Origin of the sequence: Paraeggerthella sp. LCP19S3_G8 (assembly GCF_052119225.1) — a bacterium.
Classification (GTDB): Bacteria; Actinomycetota; Coriobacteriia; order Coriobacteriales; family Eggerthellaceae; genus Paraeggerthella; species Paraeggerthella hominis.
This window is the reverse complement of record NZ_JBQKFQ010000014.1, coordinates 1-16,941: the sequence shown is the minus strand read 5'-3', so window position 1 is coordinate 16,941 and position 16,941 is coordinate 1. Positions and strand designations below refer to the sequence as shown.

Below are 16,941 nucleotides of genomic sequence, written 5' to 3'. Positions count from 1 at the left end.
TACTTGACTTACACCACCATATCACCTATACTATAGTTACAGGTTAAGGGAAAGGCCCGTAACCAACCACCAGAAAGGCAGAAACAATGAGCACCATCATCATCGAAAAGACCACCACCGAGAACCAGACCAACTGGACCGCCGGAGACCACACCCTCACCAAGAACACCTACGACAACGGCAGCGTCGAATGGCGGGTAACCAGCAACTTCAACACCAACTGCACCCTCCACATCGACCTCGCAACCAACGAACTGCGCTACGCAGCAGCCAGCACCACCGCAAAGGTCGAGGACATGGACAAGCTGATCGAAGAACTGCAAAACGTGAAGCAGATCGCCGAAGCCTTCCAGCAGATCATCGCCACCAACTAACCCCTCCACTCACCCCGCCCCCCGGGGCGGGAACACAGTAAGAAGCACACCATGACCATCGAGATCGACAAGTTCGACAACGTCGCAACATTCGAAACCTACGGCTACGTCCTCATTCGCGAAGAGCTAGACCCCGACTACATGGAACCAGGCGAACCGCCGGTCATGTGGCGCATCGCGTGCCGGAACATCGACAACACACGAATCGAGATGACCGTCAAGAACTTCACCAAGACCATCGAGTTCCACATCCTCGACACCCCACTCCAGGACATCGACACACACCTCAATAACGTGCAAATGGTCAAAACCATCGCCCGCATGTTCGAGTCCATCATGCAAGACGACTAACCCCCCATTCATCCCCGCCCCCCCGGGGCGGGACTCCAGAAAGGAAAACATCATGGCCGGTAAGCACCGCGCAGAAGATCGACACACCAGCAGCTACGACTACGAACTGATAGACGACTACTACGACGAACCCGTCACCATCATGGACTGGGTCGTGTTCATCGCCCTAATCATCATCGGCGGCACGTTCGGCTGGTTGCTGTTCCACTGGTTCAGCCCACTGTGGATGAACTAAGAGAGGGAGGACATACCACCATGAGCAAGAAAATCACCACCAAACCCGCTCCCCGCGCGAACGAGCTTCGCGACATCATCGCGGAGATCATCGGACGCGACGAGAACAAGAACGCCCCGGCGAAGGACCTCGCGACGATCATCGTGGGCGAGATGCTGAACGGCCAGTGGGTACGCAACGACCGCGAGCGCGCTATGGCCGCGAACGTTGGCCCGTCGCTGGTCATGACCTATCACCTGGATATGTCCGCAGACGAGTCTACTGGGTCTATCCACTGGACCACCACGAGCCCGAGCGAGTTGCTGGCGATGCTCGCGGAGACGGTTAGCTGGGCGATCAAGGAAGCGGAGGACGAGTTCCACGTCGCTGGCCCGGAGCTGCTGGCGATCCTGGTCGCGGCTATCGCGCACCACCGGGCAGAGGACGAGCGGAATGGGGGCGAGGATGACTAGCCCGCACCCCGCGGAGTCCCGCGCCCGCGACGAGCTCCGCACCGTCCTGATGAACCCGCCAGATGACCCTGGCGTGCTGCGGAGCCGCATGGTGGATGTGTTGAGCGAGTTGTGCCACGCGCCATTCGAGCGGTGGCCGCAGTGCGCCGTCGAGCTCCGACACATCATGCTCGCGCACCCGGAGACGGACAAGACGCAGCGCCCCGCCCGCGAATGGATGTGGAGCCGCTTGTCCACGATCGAGAAGATGCAATACAGGAAGACCAACAAGTTCTAGGAAGGACTGATCACAATGAAACTGCCGAAACTGCCCTATATAACGACCCTCGCGACGATGACGAGCGATAAGCGCGACGAGGACGAGCTGGTTCGGTGGCACGCCGAGCATATCGCCGATGGAATGGCGGTCGGGACCATCGACATGCTGGGTGACGTGTATGCCCGCCTACTGCTGGAGTCGCTGATTTCCACCGGGGTCTACTGGTCGTGGTGGGAGCTGGTGACAATGGAGGACGAGAACACGGTGCGGTTCGAGCTTGTGGACCGGACTGTCGTGGTGACTTTCGAGCGGCTATTTGAGCGGCTCAACGAGATTAGTCTGCCGGGTGAGGGGCGGTTCGTGGACGAGTTTAACCAGCGGTTGACTGACCGGGACTACGAGGGTCTGTATGGGATGTGTTCGGACTCGGCGCAGGCGGATGATGTGCTGCAAATGCTGCTGTTCGGTCGGGAGGTGTTTGCATAATTGTGTGCGTGACCTGCGTGTTTGATGGTCGCGAAAAAATGTCAAAGTTTTTTAAAAAAAGTTGCAAAATAACTTGTACGACATGACTAGATGGTATATACTATAGTTACAGGTTAAGGAAACACCTTAACCACCACCACAGAAAGGACAGCCCACAATGATCACCATGGTTACCAAGACCGGAACCTACCGAGGACACACCCCCTGGACCATCGCCCGCCGACTCCACGGCACCAAAGCACAAATCAAGTGGAGCACCGACCCAAACAACCCAGAACGCGGAACCATCGTTGAGAAGAACGGGGTGAATACCTACACCGTACTCGGAACCATCCTCGACATCACCAACGCCGACGGCACCGATTGGACCATCAACGACCGCATGGCCGAGTTGAAGCTCGACCCAGAAATCGACGATGCGTTCTTCGACACCGCAACCGGCGAAGAAATCATCATCCACTAACCCAAAGCCCCATCCGGGGCGGGCCACCCACAGAAAGGCACCACCATGAAACAAGTCATCGACGGGCTTGTTCAATTCAACCAAGCAATCAAGAAAGCACGGCTCACCGATGGGACCTTCACCCTCCAGGGCTACACCATCACCGACGTGAACCTCGGAGACATCACCATCACCGGCGGCGAGTTTGTCGACTGCACCTTCTACGGAAACGACCTAGCCGACGGCGGGTTCACCCGCACCGCCTTCACCGAATGCCGATTCGAGTTCCTCGGAGCCACCGACGCGGAGATGCGCGAGAACGATTTCAAGGACTGCTACTTCCGGGGGCTCGACGCGCTCCGCGCGGACTTCACCGGAAGTCAGTTTGAGGGCTGCACCCTCCAAACCACCGTGTTCATCAACACGAATCTGGAGAACACCATGTTCTTCGACTGCGAGCTGTACGGCGCGACCATGACCCTCGCGAACCTCAAAAAAGCAGGATTTATCAAGTGCAACTTCCGCAACTCCAGCGCGACGTATGCGAACTTCACGATGACGAACCTCACGGACTCGAACCTGTCCGGACTGTCGTGGTGCGGCTCGGTGCTTTCCAACACGCCCCTGGGCACGGTGTACCTGATGCCGACGGGCCGCGGTCTGGTGGTAGACGCGCTCGGGAAGCACCTCACACTGGACGAGTTCGCGGAACTGACGTTCAAGGAGGAACCGGCGAAAACTGCCGCGGTTGAGGGTATTCACCAGCTCGCCGCAGCACACCACCTGTCGTACGCGGATGATCTCGAAACAACAGTGTCCAAATGGAAGGAGCAGTGATTATGGAAGCCAAGAAGGCCACTCCCGAACAGCCGCCCCATGCCGACATTTGCGCATCACCCAAGTGCCCGAACCACGCCCTACGCGAAGTCGGGTACTGCAAGAAGCACGCCTACCTCCACGGCGCGGTTCACCACAAAGTCTCGCCCGTCATGGCCTGCAACCATATCAACTGGCTACTACAGACCGGCTCGACCCGGACGGGAGTCGCGACCGCATCCGGTCTATCCACCGAGACCGTGGACCGCATCCTCAACGAGAACACCACGGCGATCCAGCAGCGCACACACAACGCGGTCCTGGGAACCCCGCCGAGCCGGTCCATTCAGAAGATCAGCACGTGGCAGCTCGCCCGGCGTATCCGCGCCCTCCGCGCCGCCGGGTGGACGGTCAGCGACATCGCCACCGACAGCGGCCTATCGCTCCCCACGATCCTCCACATCCAGCATGAGAGGTGGCCCACGGTCCAGCGACGCACGGCGATCAGCCTGCGCGACACCTACAGCCGTCTATCGTCCCTCCCGGTGAAGAAACCGCACTACCGCGTCGCGAGACAGGGCTGGGCGCTCCCGATGGAGTGGGACAACATCGACGACCCCAACGAGCACCGCGACCGCCCGCCCCTGGGCGACGACAACCCGGGAAACATCGACAAGACCCGCATCCCGGTGGATGACCAGCTGCTCGCGAAGCTCCGAGAACTCGTCGCACACTACGGCAGCATGGCCGAAGCGGCGCGGCATCTCGGGTGGGACGGGAGCCGGGTCCGTACATACCTTACCGGGCGGGTGAAGTCCATCCAGGAGCGCACGTACATCCGAATCATGAATCACCAACCAGAACAGGAAGACAAGCAATGAGCATCAACCGACACCGAATGGCCACCTACATCACCATCGCTACTACGGCGGCGATTATCGCCGTGAAGGCACAGCCCGGGACCAAGACTCACACAGCATCCGCCGAGCTCGCCACCGCGATGCTCGCGAACGTCATCGCCCGCGCCGTGAAGGCCAGGTGTGGAAAGTGACGTACCTCGACCCTCGCAAACTCCGCGTGCGGTACCGCTCCAGGTTCGCGGTGCACCTCGTGTTCACCATTGCCTTGGCGATCATCGCCGAGACAGTATGCAGCGGTGCCGACCTCCACGATGACCTCAACTTACTAACCATGTTTTCCGCTGGGATGGCTCTCACATCCTGGATAACCCTGAAAGATTTCTCATGAGACCCACAATCCGCCGAGGAGGCTTCGGCCGCTGGACCGTCCACGAACCAGACGGCACCGCCACCAACTTCCGCACCCACGCCCAAGCCATTCACCACGCCGACGAAATCGCCCGCACCATCACCATCACACTCCCGCCGTACCGACCACAGCGCAAGGTCGAAGAGGTCATCGTCACGAGCACCGAATACGGCGGGACCTTCTACGGCCCACGGGAAATAGAACAAATAGACATCACTCCCAGCTCGGTAAAGACCATCGCCCTCGCCCTACTTGCTACTGCTCACCACCAGGAGAGGAACCAGAAATGAATCGTGAAGAAGTGCTTGACATTGTGAAAAGCGCACGAGAGGACAATAAGCTCCCGGACCTGCGCGGCGCTGACCTGCACTACGCTGACCTGCGCGGCGCTGACCTGCGCGGCGCTGACCTGTACGGCGCTGACCTGCACTACGCTAGCCTGCGCGGCGCTAACCTGCGCGGCGCTAGCCTGTACTACGCTGACCTGTACGGCGCTGACCTGCGCGGCGCTGACCTGTACGGCGCTGACCTGAGCGGCGCTAACCTGTACGGCGCTGACCTGTACGGCGCTAACCTGCACTACGCTAGATGGGGCGGACTAGAAATCAACCACCTACCCAGCGGCACCCTCCACCTCACCCCCACCCCCGAAGGCTGGCGAATAACCCTCGGCTGCTGGAACGGCACCCCCGACCAACTACGCGACCTCATCGCAAAGGACCAAGGCTGGCCAGAAGCCGAAGGCGACGAAATCACCCGCCGCCGACCCTACATCGAAGCCGCGCTTACCCTATGCGACCTCCACATGCAAGACCACGAAGACATTATCCCCACACTCGCCGAAAAGTGGACAGACAAGGAGAACAACCAATGACCGACAAACAACCCCGCACGCTTGCGGACATGACATCCGAAGAGCTCGAACAATGCCGGGGTATGTGGTGCGACTTATCCATAGAAGCCTGGATCGTGGTTAGTGCCTATTACTCCGAGCAATACAAGCAGACACTGGTGGTGCTGCTTGACCCCGTAGACGGCGAATTGCTAGAAGGCGTGCCCGCAACAGCAGTAACCCCCCGTTTCGATCTGCCCCGTGCTTGGACCCCGGACGGCACGCCCGTGGTGGCCGACCCGGAGGAATACACCGCCGACGGGCGTAGTCGAGTCTATTTCGAGGGCATTGAGAAAGTCGCCTTCCCGCCCGGCACCCGAGTCCGCCGCTGGGTGAGCGACTGGGAGGAAATCGAGTGACTATCTACACCGAGTATCGAGCCACGACGGCGCTTGGTGTCGACCAGGACGGGAACCTCCAGTGGCAGTCGCCGGAGTACTGGCATTGGTACACAGACGAGCAGGAAGCCCGCGAAATCTACGCCGACATCGTAGGCGGACCGTCCGATCGGCTCACGGCGCTCATGTCCCGCCAAGTGACCCCATGGGAGCCAGTAGATGGCCCCATCGCCCCGGACGGCGACCTCATGCCCGCGTACCGCGCCGAGCTGTGGTTGCCCCGCACCCGGGGTGGTCAACCAGAACGCAGCCGGGTAACCATCCCCAAATCCACATACGAAGCCGCCGAAGCATTCAAGGACCTTGCCCACCACCACGGCGACCGTGGGTGGCGCGTCTACGCCCGACTACAGTCGCCCATCACGATCCTCGAGCAGCGCGGCGCTGCGCAGCTCGTACCCCGCCCAGCCGGGCACATCTACAACCTCGCAAAGGATCAATCATGACCATCACACCCAAACAGGCACGCGCACGCCTGGAACAGAAACCGGACGCTAACCGAATCGAGCGCCGCGCCTACCGCACTATCGCCGGGATGCAGTGGGAGTACGCCCCGCAAGCCCACCTCAACGGAGCCTGGAAACACTACACCGGATGGGGCAACCGTAGGCGACCGGAGCCGCCATTCAACACGCCAGCGCACACATTCGAGGTCGGCTGGTTCAACAGCGAAGAAGAAGCGCGACGGATAGCGCCACCGCCAGATTGGGCAGAATACCGCATCGTCCGCAGACTCGTATCCAAACCGGAGGTAGTCGAATGAGCTTCGCAATTTACGGCACGCTCATCGGCATCGGAGCGGGAATCGCAATCGGAACCGCAGCGACCTGGGACGAGCGCCGATCCCGCATCCTACGCATCACCATCACCGCCGCCATAGCCGGGGCTCTAATACTAGGAAGCTTCGGCGGATGCCTGGCATACACGACAGATACACTGCAATGCCCGCCAGGGCAAACCGAGGTGTACGCCGAAGAGAACCCACACGGCCTAAGCGGCTGCGTCCCCAACGACCTACTGAAAGACCTCAAATGACCGCCAACACCGACTGGCTCAACATCATCGCCCACACCTCCCGCATCCTCCACGACATCGTCGAGGGCCACCCCGTGTCCACAGCCGACCTCCACAAGGCCGCAGCCGTATCCGGCTGGATCGCCGAAACCCCACAAGCAGACCAAAACATCGTCGCCGAGTTGTACACAGACAGCACCCCGGAACGCCTCGCAGACTTGGGGCGCGCCTTCCTCGCCCTCGCCCTCAACCGCATGGAAGAACAGGAAACAGAATGACCATCACGCCAGACCAAGCAAAGACCCTCAGCTGCGACGACTACCCCCGCCCGTGGGAAATCGGCCAAGTGCCCGTCTTCGACCCATGGGATGACTACGAGGATGCCTGGTACGCAGGCCCCGCCATCGTCTACGACGAAGACATCGCACCCCTAGTCGCAGCCGCCCCGGTCATGGCCGAGCAAATCGCCGGAATGCAGTGGGAGTACGGCATCGATCGAGAAAACTTACAGTGCAACCACATCGACCATCCAAACGGATGCCGATTGACGATGTGGTGCCAGAGTCTCGACAGCGCTCGTGACGGAGTCGAGATCGCGCAGCAATCAGACCCTACCGCCCGCATCGTCCGCCGCCTCGTCGGACAACCAGAAGAGACACCACAACCACACCTGCTACAATCACACACAGGTGAGTCCACCAACGCGCTGCAACGCAAGGACCCACCATAAAGGGGCACATCAGAGAGATACCAAGTCCATCACCAAGAACCCCCGCGACAAGGTTCGGCAAAACCTCGCGGGGGTTCACCCATACCCACCCAAAAAAACAACAAACCAAAACAACAAAAAATTAAGATAACATCAAACCATGACAAAACTCGGACACACACAAACCATCCCCACCAACCAACTCCACACCCACCACAAGAACCCACGCCGCGGCGACGTCCAAGCGACCGCCGACTCCCTGCGCGTCAATGGGCAGTTCCGACCCATCGTTGTGAACCGGGGGACGCATACGGGCCGTCCGATGGAGGTGTTGGCTGGGAATCACACGTTAATGGCGGCGCGTGATTTGGCGGAAGAGGGGGTGTCGGACTTCGCGGAGTTGGACTGCTACGTCGTGGACGTGGACGAGGATCAGGCAACGCGGATCGTCCTGGCGGATAACCGCACGGCAGACATTGGCTCGTACGATAACGAGGAGCTGCTGGCCTTGTTGGAAACCCTGGGCGACGAGTTGGACGACGTTGGCTTCGTCCTGGACTACCGTGCTCTCGCGGGCTTCGGCGCGTGGTTGGACGAGAAGTTCGACCACCAGCACCTGAACGACCGGGTGGGCTTCAACCCAACAGCGGAGAACATGACCCGGTTGCTGTACGAGACCGCGCGGAACATGGGGCTCCCCGCCATAGCGGTGTCGTGGTCGGAGACTCCGAAGACGTGAGCGACGTACCGACCGAAGGGAACGCTGTGATGGACTACGACTACATGACCGCAATGCTCGACTGGCTCGACCAGCATCCCGAAGCGAATGTGGAGCGCCTACCCGTGTCGGAAGTGTTCGGCCCGACAATTCAAGGCGAGGGACCGCACGCCGGGCGGACGTGCCACTTCATCCGCCTGGGCGGCTGCAACCTATCCTGCTCGTGGTGCGACACCCCGTATTCGACGGGGCAGCACGGCATCCCGCTTTCAACCGTTCCCCGGGTGATGGTGGACGATGTGGTTGCGCAGATCCCCCACGGAGCGATGGTGGTGCTCACCGGTGGGGAGCCGCTGATGCACGCACGCCGCGCCGGGTTTAGGGCGCTGCTCGTCCGGTTGAAGAATCACGGGTGCGAGGTGCATGTGGAGACGAACGGCACGATTGTTCCCCATGAGCTCGCCCCATTGTTTGACCACATCACCGTGTCCCCGAAGCTCGGCGCTCCGATGCGGAACCAGCACCATAACCCCACCCTCGGGCAGTGGGATACGTGGGAGACCCCGTTCTGCTTCAAGTGGGTTATCGACGTGGGCCGGGACGAGGACGTTCCCGAAGCTGTTACGCGGGCGGTTGATCTGTCGTTAGAGCACGGCTGCGACCGTGGGGATGTGTGGGTCATGCCGGAGGGCGCGACCCCGGAGCTGCTGGCCCGCCGGTTCACCGCGATATGCGACGCAGCAGCCGAGCAGGGAATCAACGTTTCGCACCGACTCCACGCCCTCGCGTGGGGCGACAGCAAAGGACACTAGATTATGCACAGTTACACCGAGGATCAGATCATGGCGGCAGAGTCCGCGATCAGTGGGCTGCTCGCAGCCTTCAACATTGACGAGGGCGACCACACCGACAACACACCGCACCGCGTGGCGAAAGCATGGGCGGATGTGCTCGGCGGGTACACGGAGAACCCGGCGGATCACCTCGCCACGACATTCACCGCCCCCCAGAACCCGGGGCTGGTGGTGGTTCGGAACATCCGCATGCAATCAACCTGTGCCCACCACCTGTTGCCCATCACCGGCACGGCGACGGTCGCGTACCGGCCCCGCCCCGGCGAGCGGGTCGTCGGCCTGTCGAAGATCAACCGACTGGTGGACGGGTACGCGCGTCGGCTCCAAGTCCAAGAGAACATCACCGCGCAAGTCGTGGACGCTATCGCCGATCGGCTGAACCCGCTGTGGGTCGCGTGCGCAATCACCGCCGATTATGGGTGTATGACCCTCCGCGGAGTCCGCGACGAGTGCTCCGACACCATGACGTTCAACGAGTGGGGAGTGCGGGACAGCGCGGATGTGGATGCGTTCTGGGCGGCGCACGTGGGCGGTGGTCGCCGTGGCTAAGAAACGCCCCGGCCCGCGCGTCGGCATGACCGAGGAAGAACGGCTGCAGGAAATCGAAGAGATGCTCCGCCTACGCCGAATGGGCGCGTCCTATGAGGCGATCGGTCGTGAGTTCGGCCTGACCGCTCGGACTGTGTGGGGCAAGATTGACACCTACCTTAAAGAGACACCGAAGCACGAGGCGGCGCAGCTGCGTGTCATCGAGGGCCGGAAGCTAGACCACTACGAGTTGAAACTCCAGGCCGACATCAACAAGGGCGATGTGCCCGCGATTAATACCGCTATCCGCATCTCGGAGCGTCGGTGTCGCATGATGGGGCTGGACATGCCGCAGCAGCATGAAATCACGGTCAGCAAGGAGGAAGAGGCGTTGGCTGATCAGTTGGTCGAGGAGTTCCTGGAGGACTTCCGCCGGGCCGCGCGGGAGGATGAGGAACACGACACGGAGTCGGAGTCGGAGGTGTAACGGTGGTTCGAGAGCCAACCCGGTCGGAGATTCTCGGAGCATTCGACCGGCTAAGTGGAGAAGCGCGGATCATGGCGATGCGCCGCGCCGTCACCGCCCTGCGGAACAAGAACAACCGCATGAGGTTCCGCACGCCCGGCGAGTTGGCTATGAGCGTGGACCGGAAGATGCGACAGACCCCGGCCCTGGAGCTGATCGACAAGGAAATCGCTAAAGCCCTCCGCGATGGTGGTCGGCTGATCATCACCATGCCGCCGCAGGAAGGCAAATCAACCCGCGTGGCAATCTGGACACCCATCTGGGCGCTGATGCGGAACCCCGATTCCCGTATCGTCGTGGCATCGTATGCGGCTTCGCTGGCTCGTCGTAACGCCATGGCTTCGCGTGAGATCATCGCCCAGTACGGTTCGGGGGCTATTGATCCACTGTCGGGCGCGGCGATGCCTGACCGCCTTGGCCTGGCGCTGAACCCGAACCACCGGCAGGCGACATCGTGGTCGGTCCTCGGGGCGCAGGGCGGCGTGTACGCATCCGGCGTGTCCGGTTCCCTGACGGGTAGGGCGGCTGATGTGTTGCTGATTGACGACCCGTTCAAGAACCAGCAACAGGCCGACTCCGCCCGCGAGCGGGAGAAAGTCTGGGAGTGGTGGACTTCGGTGGCGCAGACTCGTCTCGCCCCCGGCGCTGCTGTGATCCTGATCATGTGCATGACGGGGGACACTCCCGTCCTCATGGCGGACGGGAGCGAGCGACCACTGCGGGATATTCGACCGGGTGATGAGGTGGCGACGTATGAGGGGGGACGGTTGACTACCTCCACGGTGAAAAACTGGCGAAACAATGGCCCTGATTCCATCTACCGGATTAGAATGAAATCGGGTGTAGAAGTCCGCGCAAACGCACGGCACCCCTTCCTGACCGTGAAGGACGGCAACGAAACATGGACGAGACTAAGAGACCTGAAGCCGGGCGACATCATCCGGAGGGCTACTGGGGAAAGTGGCGAGGAGTCACCTGCTCCGCAGAAGGGTGTGACAAGCCCGCGAAATGCAAGGGCATGTGCATGTCCCACTACAACCGGAAACGGTGGGCAGACGGACACCGGCCCCCGTCTGCCAACCCGGAATCCCGTAGAGCCGCCCGAGTCAAGCACCGATACGGAATCACTGCCGACGAGTACAACGCACTCCTGCAACAGCAAGGGGGACGGTGCGCGGTCTGCGGCGAGTACCCTACGCCCGGGAACACTCGCGCCCACTGGGACGGGAAGCTGTGCATCGACCACGACCACGAGACCGGTCGAGTCCGTGGCCTGCTCTGCAACGACTGCAACCTCGCCGTCGGGTACGGGAAGTCACCAGACGTCCTCCGACGGTCCGCTGACTACCTACAACGTCACTCCTGACGAGGTGGAGTCCATCACCCCCTGCGGGGTGGAGGACGTGTTCGATGTGCAGATCGACCGGACGGAGAACTTCATCGCCAACGGGCTCGTGAGCCATAACACCCGCTGGCATGAGGACGACCTCGCCGGGCGGTTGATCCAACATGATTTAAGACAGACTCCGGAGAACCGTCTATGGCGGGTGGTGAACATTCCCGCGGTGGCGGAGGAAGGTGTGCCCGATGCGCTCGGTAGACAACCGGGCGAAGCGTTGGTGTCGGCGCGTGGTCGTTCCCGCAGGGACTTCGAGACGATCCGGCGGAGCGTCGGCGAGCGCGTGTGGACAGCCCTATATCAGGGCGTGCCGACCCCCACCACCGGAGGTTTGTTCGCGGCCGAGGATCTGAACAAGCACCGCTGCCAGTCGTCGGACATCATCGGGCGTGTGGTGTCGGTAGACCCCTCGGACTCCGGCACGGGCGACGAAGCGGGCATCCTAATCATGGGCTGGGACGACTACGGCAACGTAATCGTGGAGGAAGACCACTCGGCCCCGATGACCTCGGCGACGTGGTCGAAGGAAGCGGTGTCGCTCGCGATCAGCACCGGGGCGGGCGACATCGTGTACGAGGCGTTCACGGCGGAGGCGACTTACCGGGCGGTGCTGGAGAACGCGTGGCATGATATTCACCGGCAGGCGGAACTGCTCCGCCAGACCGGCGGGGATACCGTCGCGGCTGCTCAACTATGGCATGACGAGGGGCGTGGCGGCGATGGGCTCGGCGCGATGCAGGAAACATTGGGCATTCTCGATTTGGTGCCTGTGGAGGATAGGATGCCGTTCCGGCTGGTTCCGTGGCGAGCCAGGGGCGATAAGACCGCCCGCGCGGCTGGTGCCCGGCAGGCATCGCAAACCGGCAGGCTGCGGATGCTCGGCGAGCACCGCGTGCTGGAGAACCAAATGAGAACATGGCAACAAGGCCAGGCATCACCCGACCGGGTAGATGCGATGGTCAATGGGTACGAACACATCCAGAAAACAATCGGTGTCACCACGAGCATTGCCTTCCCCGGCGAGTGGTAGGTAGGGAGAGATCATGGCGCATTACACGATCGGCTTGTGGGAGCAGATGCGGTTCACGGATCTGTCCCCCACGGCGAAGCGTATCGTCGCCGCCGCGTGGATGAACCGTGGCAAACCACTGACCGAGGATGCTCGGCTCACCTCCGCCGACCGGGGGCGGATCGGCAAGATCATGGACGAGGAAGGCTTCGAGGTGCTGCAGGACATCCTCGCCACCACCGACGAGCTCCGTGCGGAGAATAGGCGACTCCGCCGCCGCCTAGCCGACGTTCAACGCGGACTGGTGGGCTGACCGGTGCTGATAGTCTAAGCGTGAGCTACATTCACCCATCATCAGAGGAAGTGACCCCCTATGGCCCACGTCATCATCATCGTGTGCGCCGCACTGCTCGGCGCTCGCATCACCCGGCTAATCACGGCTGACCAGATATTCCAGCCATTCCGAGACTTCGTCCTCCGCCGGTGGGGAGTCGAGTCCCAAGTGACGTACTTCGTCCACTGCCCCTGGTGCGTCGGCGTGTGGGTCGCGATCATCCTCGCCGTCGTCGCGTGGCTCACCGTCCCCGGCGACTGGCCCGTCACCGCGTGGTGGGGCATCCCCGGCATGGCCGCAGGTATGTCGTGGCTCAACGGGTTCACCGCCTACACCGCTAAGGGGGAGTAAGCCGTGGGCATCCTGAACAGTCTCACCGCATCGGTGAAGAAAATGGAAGTCGGAGTGCCGCAAAGCAACAGCAGCGGGTTTCAGGACGATAAGAAAAAGACCGCGTGGCAGGCCGAAGCCTGGGAGATGTATAACACCGTCGGCGAGCTATCGGCGGTGTGTCAGTGGATCGGATCATCCGCCGCCCGGGTGGGCTTGTACGCCGCGGATGTGGACCCCGACACTGGGCGTACCAACTCCCCGTCGGATAACCGCCTGGCTCGGCAGATCGTCCGCGATATCGGCGGCGGTGCGGAGGGAACAGCGGAGCTGCTGCGCCACGCAGCGACGTTGCTCACCGTCGTTGGCGAGTTCTACATCGCGATCATCACCGACGACAACACGGGCGAGGAACAGTGGTTGGTGATCCCCACGAATCACGTGTCGAAAACGATCCGTGGCGAGTGGGAGATCAAGCTGGGCGAGAAGAAGCACATCATCAACGACGACACCGAGTCGTTGTTCAAAGTGTGGATCAAGTCCCCGAACGAGCCGACGGAATCGCGGTCGTCGGTGCGGGCGGCTCTTCCGGTGCTTCGTGAGATCAGGGCGATGGATCGGATCATCGCGGCTGCTGCTCGGTCGCGCGTGTCGGGTAACGGCATTCTGATTGTCCCCGCCGAAGCGGAGCTCCCCCGCCGCCGACCGCCCCGCGCCGCCGACGCGCCGGGGCTTCCCCCACGCCCGGCCATGCCGACCCAAGAGGACGACGCGACCTCGTTCTCGAAGAGTCTTTACACAACAATGAAGTCGGCGCAGGACGACCCGGACTCGCCCGCCGCTGTGACCCCTATCGTGGTGAAGGTTCCGTCGGAGCACGCGGCGCAGTTCCGTCACTTGACGTTGGACACCGGTATCGAAGCGAAGGCGGTGGACACGCGGGAGCGGGCGATCCGCCGCCTAGCGTTGTCGTTGGATGTGCCCCCGGAGGTGCTGCTCGGCATGGGCGACTCGACGCACTGGAACGCTGGCCTGGTGGACGAGTCGGCGCTGCGGCAGCACATTAGCCCGCTTGTGGAGGTCATTTGCGACAGTCTCACCGAGTCGGTGCTGCGCCCGTTCATGCCGGAGGGCGAAGCGGGGAGTGTCGCGGTCGCGGCGGATATGTCCGCGTTGGCGCAGAAGCAGGATAAATCGCAGGCCGCATTGGATGCGTTCGACCGTGGCGTGTTGTCCGCTGCCGCGCTCCGCCGGGAACTCGGGTTCAGCGAGGACGACGCGGACGACAAGGACTCGGATGTGGCTCGCCGCGCCCTGGCGGAACGGTTGGTGACGAAGGCACCGTCGTTGTTCCCCTACCTCGCGGAGGTGCTGGGTTTCACCCTCCCGCAGAACGTGTTGGACCGTCCGATTAGCTCGAATGTTGGTGCCCCGCTGCGGGCCGTTACGGCGGGGGGTGATTATGGTGGCGCGTAGTCGTTTCAGCGCGGAGCCGAACCGGGGGACTGACGAGCTCGTCGGTATCGTCACCGCTGCTGTGAAGGAGTGGATCGCCACGGTCCGGGAGGATGTGGATATGATCACCGCAGCCGGTGAGGAATGGGCTGGGGAGGTGACGGTGAACGTTATGCCCGCGCTGGGTGCGGAGTTCATCGCCACGGCGGCGGCGGACGCGCCGAACACGGGGTTCGTGTCCCCGGACGTGGCTATCCCCTGGCCGTCGGGTGTGTCCGGCCCGGCGACGGTCGCTGACCTTCTCGCGGAGTTTCCCGCGACGTTCGCGGGTGTGGACCCGTCGCAGATCAGTTTCATCATCGCATCCCCGTCGTGGCGGCACCTGTTCGCGGACTACATGCGCACGACCGAGAACCTCGTGGTGGGAATGCAGGACACGGTGTTCCAGACGATGCAGGGTATCTTGTCGAAGGCTGGGACGGGCGGGAGTTTCGAGCAGCGGGAGCTGGTTAGGCAGTTCCTATCGTGGGATGCCGAAGGGGGCTATGAGGGGTGGATGCGCCGGGCGGAGCGGATCGCCCGGACGGAGCTTCATCAGGCCCGCACGGCGGCGGTTCACGCTTCCGCGACGATGACCGCCGATGCTGGTGTCCCGATGGTGAAAGTGTGGTCGGCGGCTCATGACGAGCGGACGCGGGTCGCGCACGCCGAAGCGGACGGGCAGACCCGCCCGGTGGACGAGCCGTTCGAGGTGGGTGGGGAGCTGCTGCGCTACCCCGGCGACCGGGCTAACGGCTCGGCGAAGAACACGATCCAGTGCCGCTGCACCGCGACCTACGTCGAGGATGAAATCGGCGCGGACATACCGTGGGCGACGCGGATCAATAGTATGAGAGACGTAGAGCGACAGATCAGGGAGTTAGATATGGATGCGTTGGCAGCTAGTGGCGCGAAGGGCCTGGAGTGGAAGGGCCGTCTCGCCCCGGTGGGTGAGCCGACCGGTGATGGTCGTATTTTCACGACCGATGGTGAGTTCCGGTTCCGGAAGTTTCCCCTTCCACTGCTGTGGCAGGAAACGACGAGCGAGGGCCACGACTCGTCCCGTATCGTCGGAACCATCGACCGGGGCGAGGTCACCCCGGACGGGTTCACGGCGGAAGGCACAATCTTCTCGGATGAGGATAAGGTCATCGCCCTGCTGGAGAAGGGCGTGATCCGCCCGTCGGTTGATTTGTGCGACATGCTTGCCGACACGTTTGAGGTGGAGGATGGTCCTCGGCTGGAGGTGCATTCGGCGACGATCATGGCGGCGACGTTGGTGGCGAAGCCCGCGTTCGAAAACGTGGGTATTCAACTCACCGGCGACGAGTCGGAGGTGGATACCGACGGCCTGGTCGCGTCGGCTGGTGCGGTGTTGGACCTGCCGAAATATGATTCGGCGGCGTTCGCTGACCCTGGCCTGGACGGGCCGACTCCGATTACCGTCACCCCGGAAGGGCGTGTGTTCGGGCACCTCGCGCTGTGGGATACGTGTCACGTCGGTCAGCCCGGTAAGTGCGTGACCCCGCCCCGTTCGGCGGCTGGGTACGCGCATTTCCACCAGTCCACGGTGCTCACCGATGATGGTCCGGTGGCGGTGGGCCGTCTGACTGTGGGTGGTGGTCATGCTGGTGTGCGCGCTGGTGTGCGTGCCGCTGCGGAGCATTACGACACGACCGGGTCGTGTTGGGCGTTCGTCCGCGCCGGTGAGGATAAGCACGGCATCTGGGTCGCTGGTGAGGTGAATCAGGACGCGCCCGCCGCGAAGCTCCGCGAAGCCGCGACCGCACCCCTATCTGGTGACTGGCGGCGCGTCGGCAACAGCTTGGAGCTCGTCGCTGCCTTGTCCGTGTCCACCCCGGGCTTCCCCGTGCGGCGGGAGTACGTCGCGGATGGTCAAGCCCTGGCGTTGTGCGCGTCCGGGTGGGCTGCTCCCGCTGTCGAGGAATTGTCCCCGGTGGATGCCGCCCGCGTGGCTGCTATGGATGCGGTGCGTGAGGTGTTCGCCGCCCTCCGCGCCGAAGGGAACTCCCCCGGTGAGCTTGCGCACGC

General features: G+C 62.4%; 27 protein-coding genes. All 27 read left to right on the top strand.

Features of this window, described 5'->3' with window-relative positions:
- Positions 1-86 precede the first annotated feature (86 nt).
- Positions 87-374: a hypothetical protein gene (locus ACTQZK_RS12035; protein WP_343095466.1), complete on the top strand. Its 288-nt coding sequence runs from the start codon at positions 87-89 to the stop codon at positions 372-374.
- Between the two features lie 51 nt (positions 375-425).
- Complete coding sequence (locus ACTQZK_RS12030) at positions 426-725, top strand: hypothetical protein (protein ID WP_441031730.1); 300 nt, start codon at positions 426-428, stop codon at positions 723-725.
- A 52-nt stretch (positions 726-777) separates the two neighbouring features.
- Positions 778-960: a hypothetical protein gene (locus ACTQZK_RS12025; protein ID WP_428280620.1), complete on the top strand. Its 183-nt coding sequence runs from the start codon at positions 778-780 to the stop codon at positions 958-960.
- A 20-nt stretch (positions 961-980) separates the two neighbouring features.
- Positions 981-1,412, top strand: coding sequence for a hypothetical protein (locus ACTQZK_RS12020; RefSeq protein WP_441031733.1), 432 nt, complete (start codon positions 981-983; stop codon positions 1,410-1,412).
- Complete coding sequence (locus tag ACTQZK_RS12015) at positions 1,405-1,689, top strand: hypothetical protein (RefSeq protein WP_435546638.1); 285 nt, start codon at positions 1,405-1,407, stop codon at positions 1,687-1,689. The genes ACTQZK_RS12020 and ACTQZK_RS12015 overlap by 8 nt, the downstream gene beginning before the upstream one ends.
- A 15-nt stretch (positions 1,690-1,704) precedes the next feature.
- Positions 1,705-2,157 (top strand): hypothetical protein, encoded by a 453-nt coding sequence (locus ACTQZK_RS12010; RefSeq protein WP_441032675.1) that lies wholly within the window; start codon positions 1,705-1,707, stop codon positions 2,155-2,157.
- A 157-nt stretch (positions 2,158-2,314) separates the two neighbouring features.
- The gene (locus ACTQZK_RS12005) at positions 2,315-2,620 is read left to right on the top strand and encodes a hypothetical protein (protein ID WP_343100140.1); all 306 of its coding nucleotides are present in this window, start codon (positions 2,315-2,317) and stop codon (positions 2,618-2,620) included.
- 45 nt (positions 2,621-2,665) lie between these two features.
- Positions 2,666-3,436 (top strand): pentapeptide repeat-containing protein, encoded by a 771-nt coding sequence (locus ACTQZK_RS12000; protein WP_441031736.1) that lies wholly within the window; start codon positions 2,666-2,668, stop codon positions 3,434-3,436.
- 2 nt (positions 3,437-3,438) lie between these two features.
- Positions 3,439-4,296 carry a helix-turn-helix domain-containing protein gene (locus ACTQZK_RS11995; protein WP_441031738.1) on the top strand — a complete coding sequence of 286 codons (858 nt, stop codon included), beginning with the start codon at positions 3,439-3,441 and terminating at the stop codon, positions 4,294-4,296.
- The gene (locus ACTQZK_RS11990; protein WP_441032671.1) at positions 4,293-4,466 is read left to right on the top strand and encodes a hypothetical protein; all 174 of its coding nucleotides are present in this window, start codon (positions 4,293-4,295) and stop codon (positions 4,464-4,466) included. Before ACTQZK_RS11995 ends, ACTQZK_RS11990 begins: the two co-directional genes overlap by 4 nt.
- Positions 4,467-4,659: 193 nt before the next feature.
- Positions 4,660-4,974: a hypothetical protein gene (locus ACTQZK_RS11985; protein ID WP_441031741.1), complete on the top strand. Its 315-nt coding sequence runs from the start codon at positions 4,660-4,662 to the stop codon at positions 4,972-4,974.
- Complete coding sequence (locus ACTQZK_RS11980) at positions 4,971-5,558, top strand: pentapeptide repeat-containing protein (protein WP_441031743.1); 588 nt, start codon at positions 4,971-4,973, stop codon at positions 5,556-5,558. Before ACTQZK_RS11985 ends, ACTQZK_RS11980 begins: the two co-directional genes overlap by 4 nt.
- The gene (locus ACTQZK_RS11975) at positions 5,555-5,935 is read left to right on the top strand and encodes a hypothetical protein (protein ID WP_441031745.1); all 381 of its coding nucleotides are present in this window, start codon (positions 5,555-5,557) and stop codon (positions 5,933-5,935) included. The genes ACTQZK_RS11980 and ACTQZK_RS11975 overlap by 4 nt, the downstream gene beginning before the upstream one ends.
- Positions 5,932-6,420, top strand: a complete 489-nt coding sequence (locus tag ACTQZK_RS11970) for a hypothetical protein (protein WP_441031747.1) — start codon at positions 5,932-5,934, stop codon at positions 6,418-6,420. The genes ACTQZK_RS11975 and ACTQZK_RS11970 overlap by 4 nt, the downstream gene beginning before the upstream one ends.
- Positions 6,417-6,737, top strand: a complete 321-nt coding sequence (locus tag ACTQZK_RS11965) for a hypothetical protein (RefSeq protein WP_435546304.1) — start codon at positions 6,417-6,419, stop codon at positions 6,735-6,737. The genes ACTQZK_RS11970 and ACTQZK_RS11965 overlap by 4 nt, the downstream gene beginning before the upstream one ends.
- Positions 6,734-7,009: a hypothetical protein gene (locus ACTQZK_RS11960; protein WP_343095450.1), complete on the top strand. Its 276-nt coding sequence runs from the start codon at positions 6,734-6,736 to the stop codon at positions 7,007-7,009. Before ACTQZK_RS11965 ends, ACTQZK_RS11960 begins: the two co-directional genes overlap by 4 nt.
- Positions 7,006-7,266 carry a hypothetical protein gene (locus ACTQZK_RS11955; RefSeq protein WP_441031748.1) on the top strand — a complete coding sequence of 87 codons (261 nt, stop codon included), beginning with the start codon at positions 7,006-7,008 and terminating at the stop codon, positions 7,264-7,266. Before ACTQZK_RS11960 ends, ACTQZK_RS11955 begins: the two co-directional genes overlap by 4 nt.
- On the top strand, positions 7,263-7,718 hold the full coding sequence (locus ACTQZK_RS11950; protein ID WP_441031750.1) for a hypothetical protein: 456 nt from the start codon (positions 7,263-7,265) through the stop codon (positions 7,716-7,718). Before ACTQZK_RS11955 ends, ACTQZK_RS11950 begins: the two co-directional genes overlap by 4 nt.
- A gap of 331 nt (positions 7,719-8,049) precedes the next feature.
- Entirely contained in the window at positions 8,050-8,436 is a 387-nt protein-coding gene (locus tag ACTQZK_RS11945; protein WP_441899702.1) for a 6-pyruvoyl trahydropterin synthase family protein, read from the top strand.
- Positions 8,412-9,227: a 7-carboxy-7-deazaguanine synthase QueE gene (locus ACTQZK_RS11940; protein WP_441899701.1), complete on the top strand. Its 816-nt coding sequence runs from the start codon at positions 8,412-8,414 to the stop codon at positions 9,225-9,227. The genes ACTQZK_RS11945 and ACTQZK_RS11940 overlap by 25 nt, the downstream gene beginning before the upstream one ends.
- A 3-nt stretch (positions 9,228-9,230) precedes the next feature.
- Positions 9,231-9,818, top strand: coding sequence for a GTP cyclohydrolase I (gene folE / locus ACTQZK_RS11935; RefSeq protein ID WP_441031755.1), 588 nt, complete (start codon positions 9,231-9,233; stop codon positions 9,816-9,818).
- Positions 9,811-10,284, top strand: coding sequence for a hypothetical protein (locus tag ACTQZK_RS11930; protein WP_441031757.1), 474 nt, complete (start codon positions 9,811-9,813; stop codon positions 10,282-10,284). The genes folE and ACTQZK_RS11930 overlap by 8 nt, the downstream gene beginning before the upstream one ends.
- A gap of 71 nt (positions 10,285-10,355) precedes the next feature.
- Positions 10,356-12,752 carry a terminase large subunit domain-containing protein gene (locus tag ACTQZK_RS11925; protein WP_441031759.1) on the top strand — a complete coding sequence of 799 codons (2,397 nt, stop codon included), beginning with the start codon at positions 10,356-10,358 and terminating at the stop codon, positions 12,750-12,752.
- Between the two features lie 13 nt (positions 12,753-12,765).
- Positions 12,766-13,044: a hypothetical protein gene (locus tag ACTQZK_RS11920; protein WP_417935921.1), complete on the top strand. Its 279-nt coding sequence runs from the start codon at positions 12,766-12,768 to the stop codon at positions 13,042-13,044.
- 60 nt (positions 13,045-13,104) lie between these two features.
- Positions 13,105-13,416: a hypothetical protein gene (locus ACTQZK_RS11915; protein WP_343095454.1), complete on the top strand. Its 312-nt coding sequence runs from the start codon at positions 13,105-13,107 to the stop codon at positions 13,414-13,416.
- Positions 13,417-13,419: 3 nt separating this feature from the next.
- Positions 13,420-14,871: a hypothetical protein gene (locus ACTQZK_RS11910; protein WP_441899700.1), complete on the top strand. Its 1,452-nt coding sequence runs from the start codon at positions 13,420-13,422 to the stop codon at positions 14,869-14,871.
- A gap of 100 nt (positions 14,872-14,971) precedes the next feature.
- A partial coding sequence (locus ACTQZK_RS11905; protein ID WP_441899699.1) for a phage head morphogenesis protein occupies positions 14,972-16,941 on the top strand: 1,970 nt, incomplete at its 3' end.

Bases quoted from the DNA above. Each gene is read 5' to 3' on its own strand.
- ACTQZK_RS12035 (WP_343095466.1), top strand. From the start codon at position 87: ATGAGCACCATCATCATCGAAAAGACCACCACCGAGAACCAGACCAAC.
- ACTQZK_RS12030 (WP_441031730.1), top strand. From the start codon at position 426: ATGACCATCGAGATCGACAAGTTCGACAACGTCGCAACATTCGAAACC.
- ACTQZK_RS12025 (WP_428280620.1), top strand. From the start codon at position 778: ATGGCCGGTAAGCACCGCGCAGAAGATCGACACACCAGCAGCTACGAC.
- ACTQZK_RS12020 (WP_441031733.1), top strand. From the start codon at position 981: ATGAGCAAGAAAATCACCACCAAACCCGCTCCCCGCGCGAACGAGCTT.
- ACTQZK_RS12015 (WP_435546638.1), top strand. From the start codon at position 1,405: ATGACTAGCCCGCACCCCGCGGAGTCCCGCGCCCGCGACGAGCTCCGC.
- ACTQZK_RS12010 (WP_441032675.1), top strand. From the start codon at position 1,705: ATGAAACTGCCGAAACTGCCCTATATAACGACCCTCGCGACGATGACG.
- ACTQZK_RS12005 (WP_343100140.1), top strand. From the start codon at position 2,315: ATGATCACCATGGTTACCAAGACCGGAACCTACCGAGGACACACCCCC.
- ACTQZK_RS12000 (WP_441031736.1), top strand. From the start codon at position 2,666: ATGAAACAAGTCATCGACGGGCTTGTTCAATTCAACCAAGCAATCAAG.
- ACTQZK_RS11995 (WP_441031738.1), top strand. From the start codon at position 3,439: ATGGAAGCCAAGAAGGCCACTCCCGAACAGCCGCCCCATGCCGACATT.
- ACTQZK_RS11990 (WP_441032671.1), top strand. From the start codon at position 4,293: ATGAGCATCAACCGACACCGAATGGCCACCTACATCACCATCGCTACT.
- ACTQZK_RS11985 (WP_441031741.1), top strand. From the start codon at position 4,660: ATGAGACCCACAATCCGCCGAGGAGGCTTCGGCCGCTGGACCGTCCAC.
- ACTQZK_RS11980 (WP_441031743.1), top strand. From the start codon at position 4,971: ATGAATCGTGAAGAAGTGCTTGACATTGTGAAAAGCGCACGAGAGGAC.
- ACTQZK_RS11975 (WP_441031745.1), top strand. From the start codon at position 5,555: ATGACCGACAAACAACCCCGCACGCTTGCGGACATGACATCCGAAGAG.
- ACTQZK_RS11965 (WP_435546304.1), top strand. From the start codon at position 6,417: ATGACCATCACACCCAAACAGGCACGCGCACGCCTGGAACAGAAACCG.
- ACTQZK_RS11960 (WP_343095450.1), top strand. From the start codon at position 6,734: ATGAGCTTCGCAATTTACGGCACGCTCATCGGCATCGGAGCGGGAATC.
- ACTQZK_RS11955 (WP_441031748.1), top strand. From the start codon at position 7,006: ATGACCGCCAACACCGACTGGCTCAACATCATCGCCCACACCTCCCGC.
- ACTQZK_RS11950 (WP_441031750.1), top strand. From the start codon at position 7,263: ATGACCATCACGCCAGACCAAGCAAAGACCCTCAGCTGCGACGACTAC.
- ACTQZK_RS11945 (WP_441899702.1), top strand. From the start codon at position 8,050: ATGGCGGCGCGTGATTTGGCGGAAGAGGGGGTGTCGGACTTCGCGGAG.
- folE (WP_441031755.1), top strand. From the start codon at position 9,231: ATGCACAGTTACACCGAGGATCAGATCATGGCGGCAGAGTCCGCGATC.
- ACTQZK_RS11925 (WP_441031759.1), top strand. From the start codon at position 10,356: ATGGCGATGCGCCGCGCCGTCACCGCCCTGCGGAACAAGAACAACCGC.
- ACTQZK_RS11920 (WP_417935921.1), top strand. From the start codon at position 12,766: ATGGCGCATTACACGATCGGCTTGTGGGAGCAGATGCGGTTCACGGAT.
- ACTQZK_RS11915 (WP_343095454.1), top strand. From the start codon at position 13,105: ATGGCCCACGTCATCATCATCGTGTGCGCCGCACTGCTCGGCGCTCGC.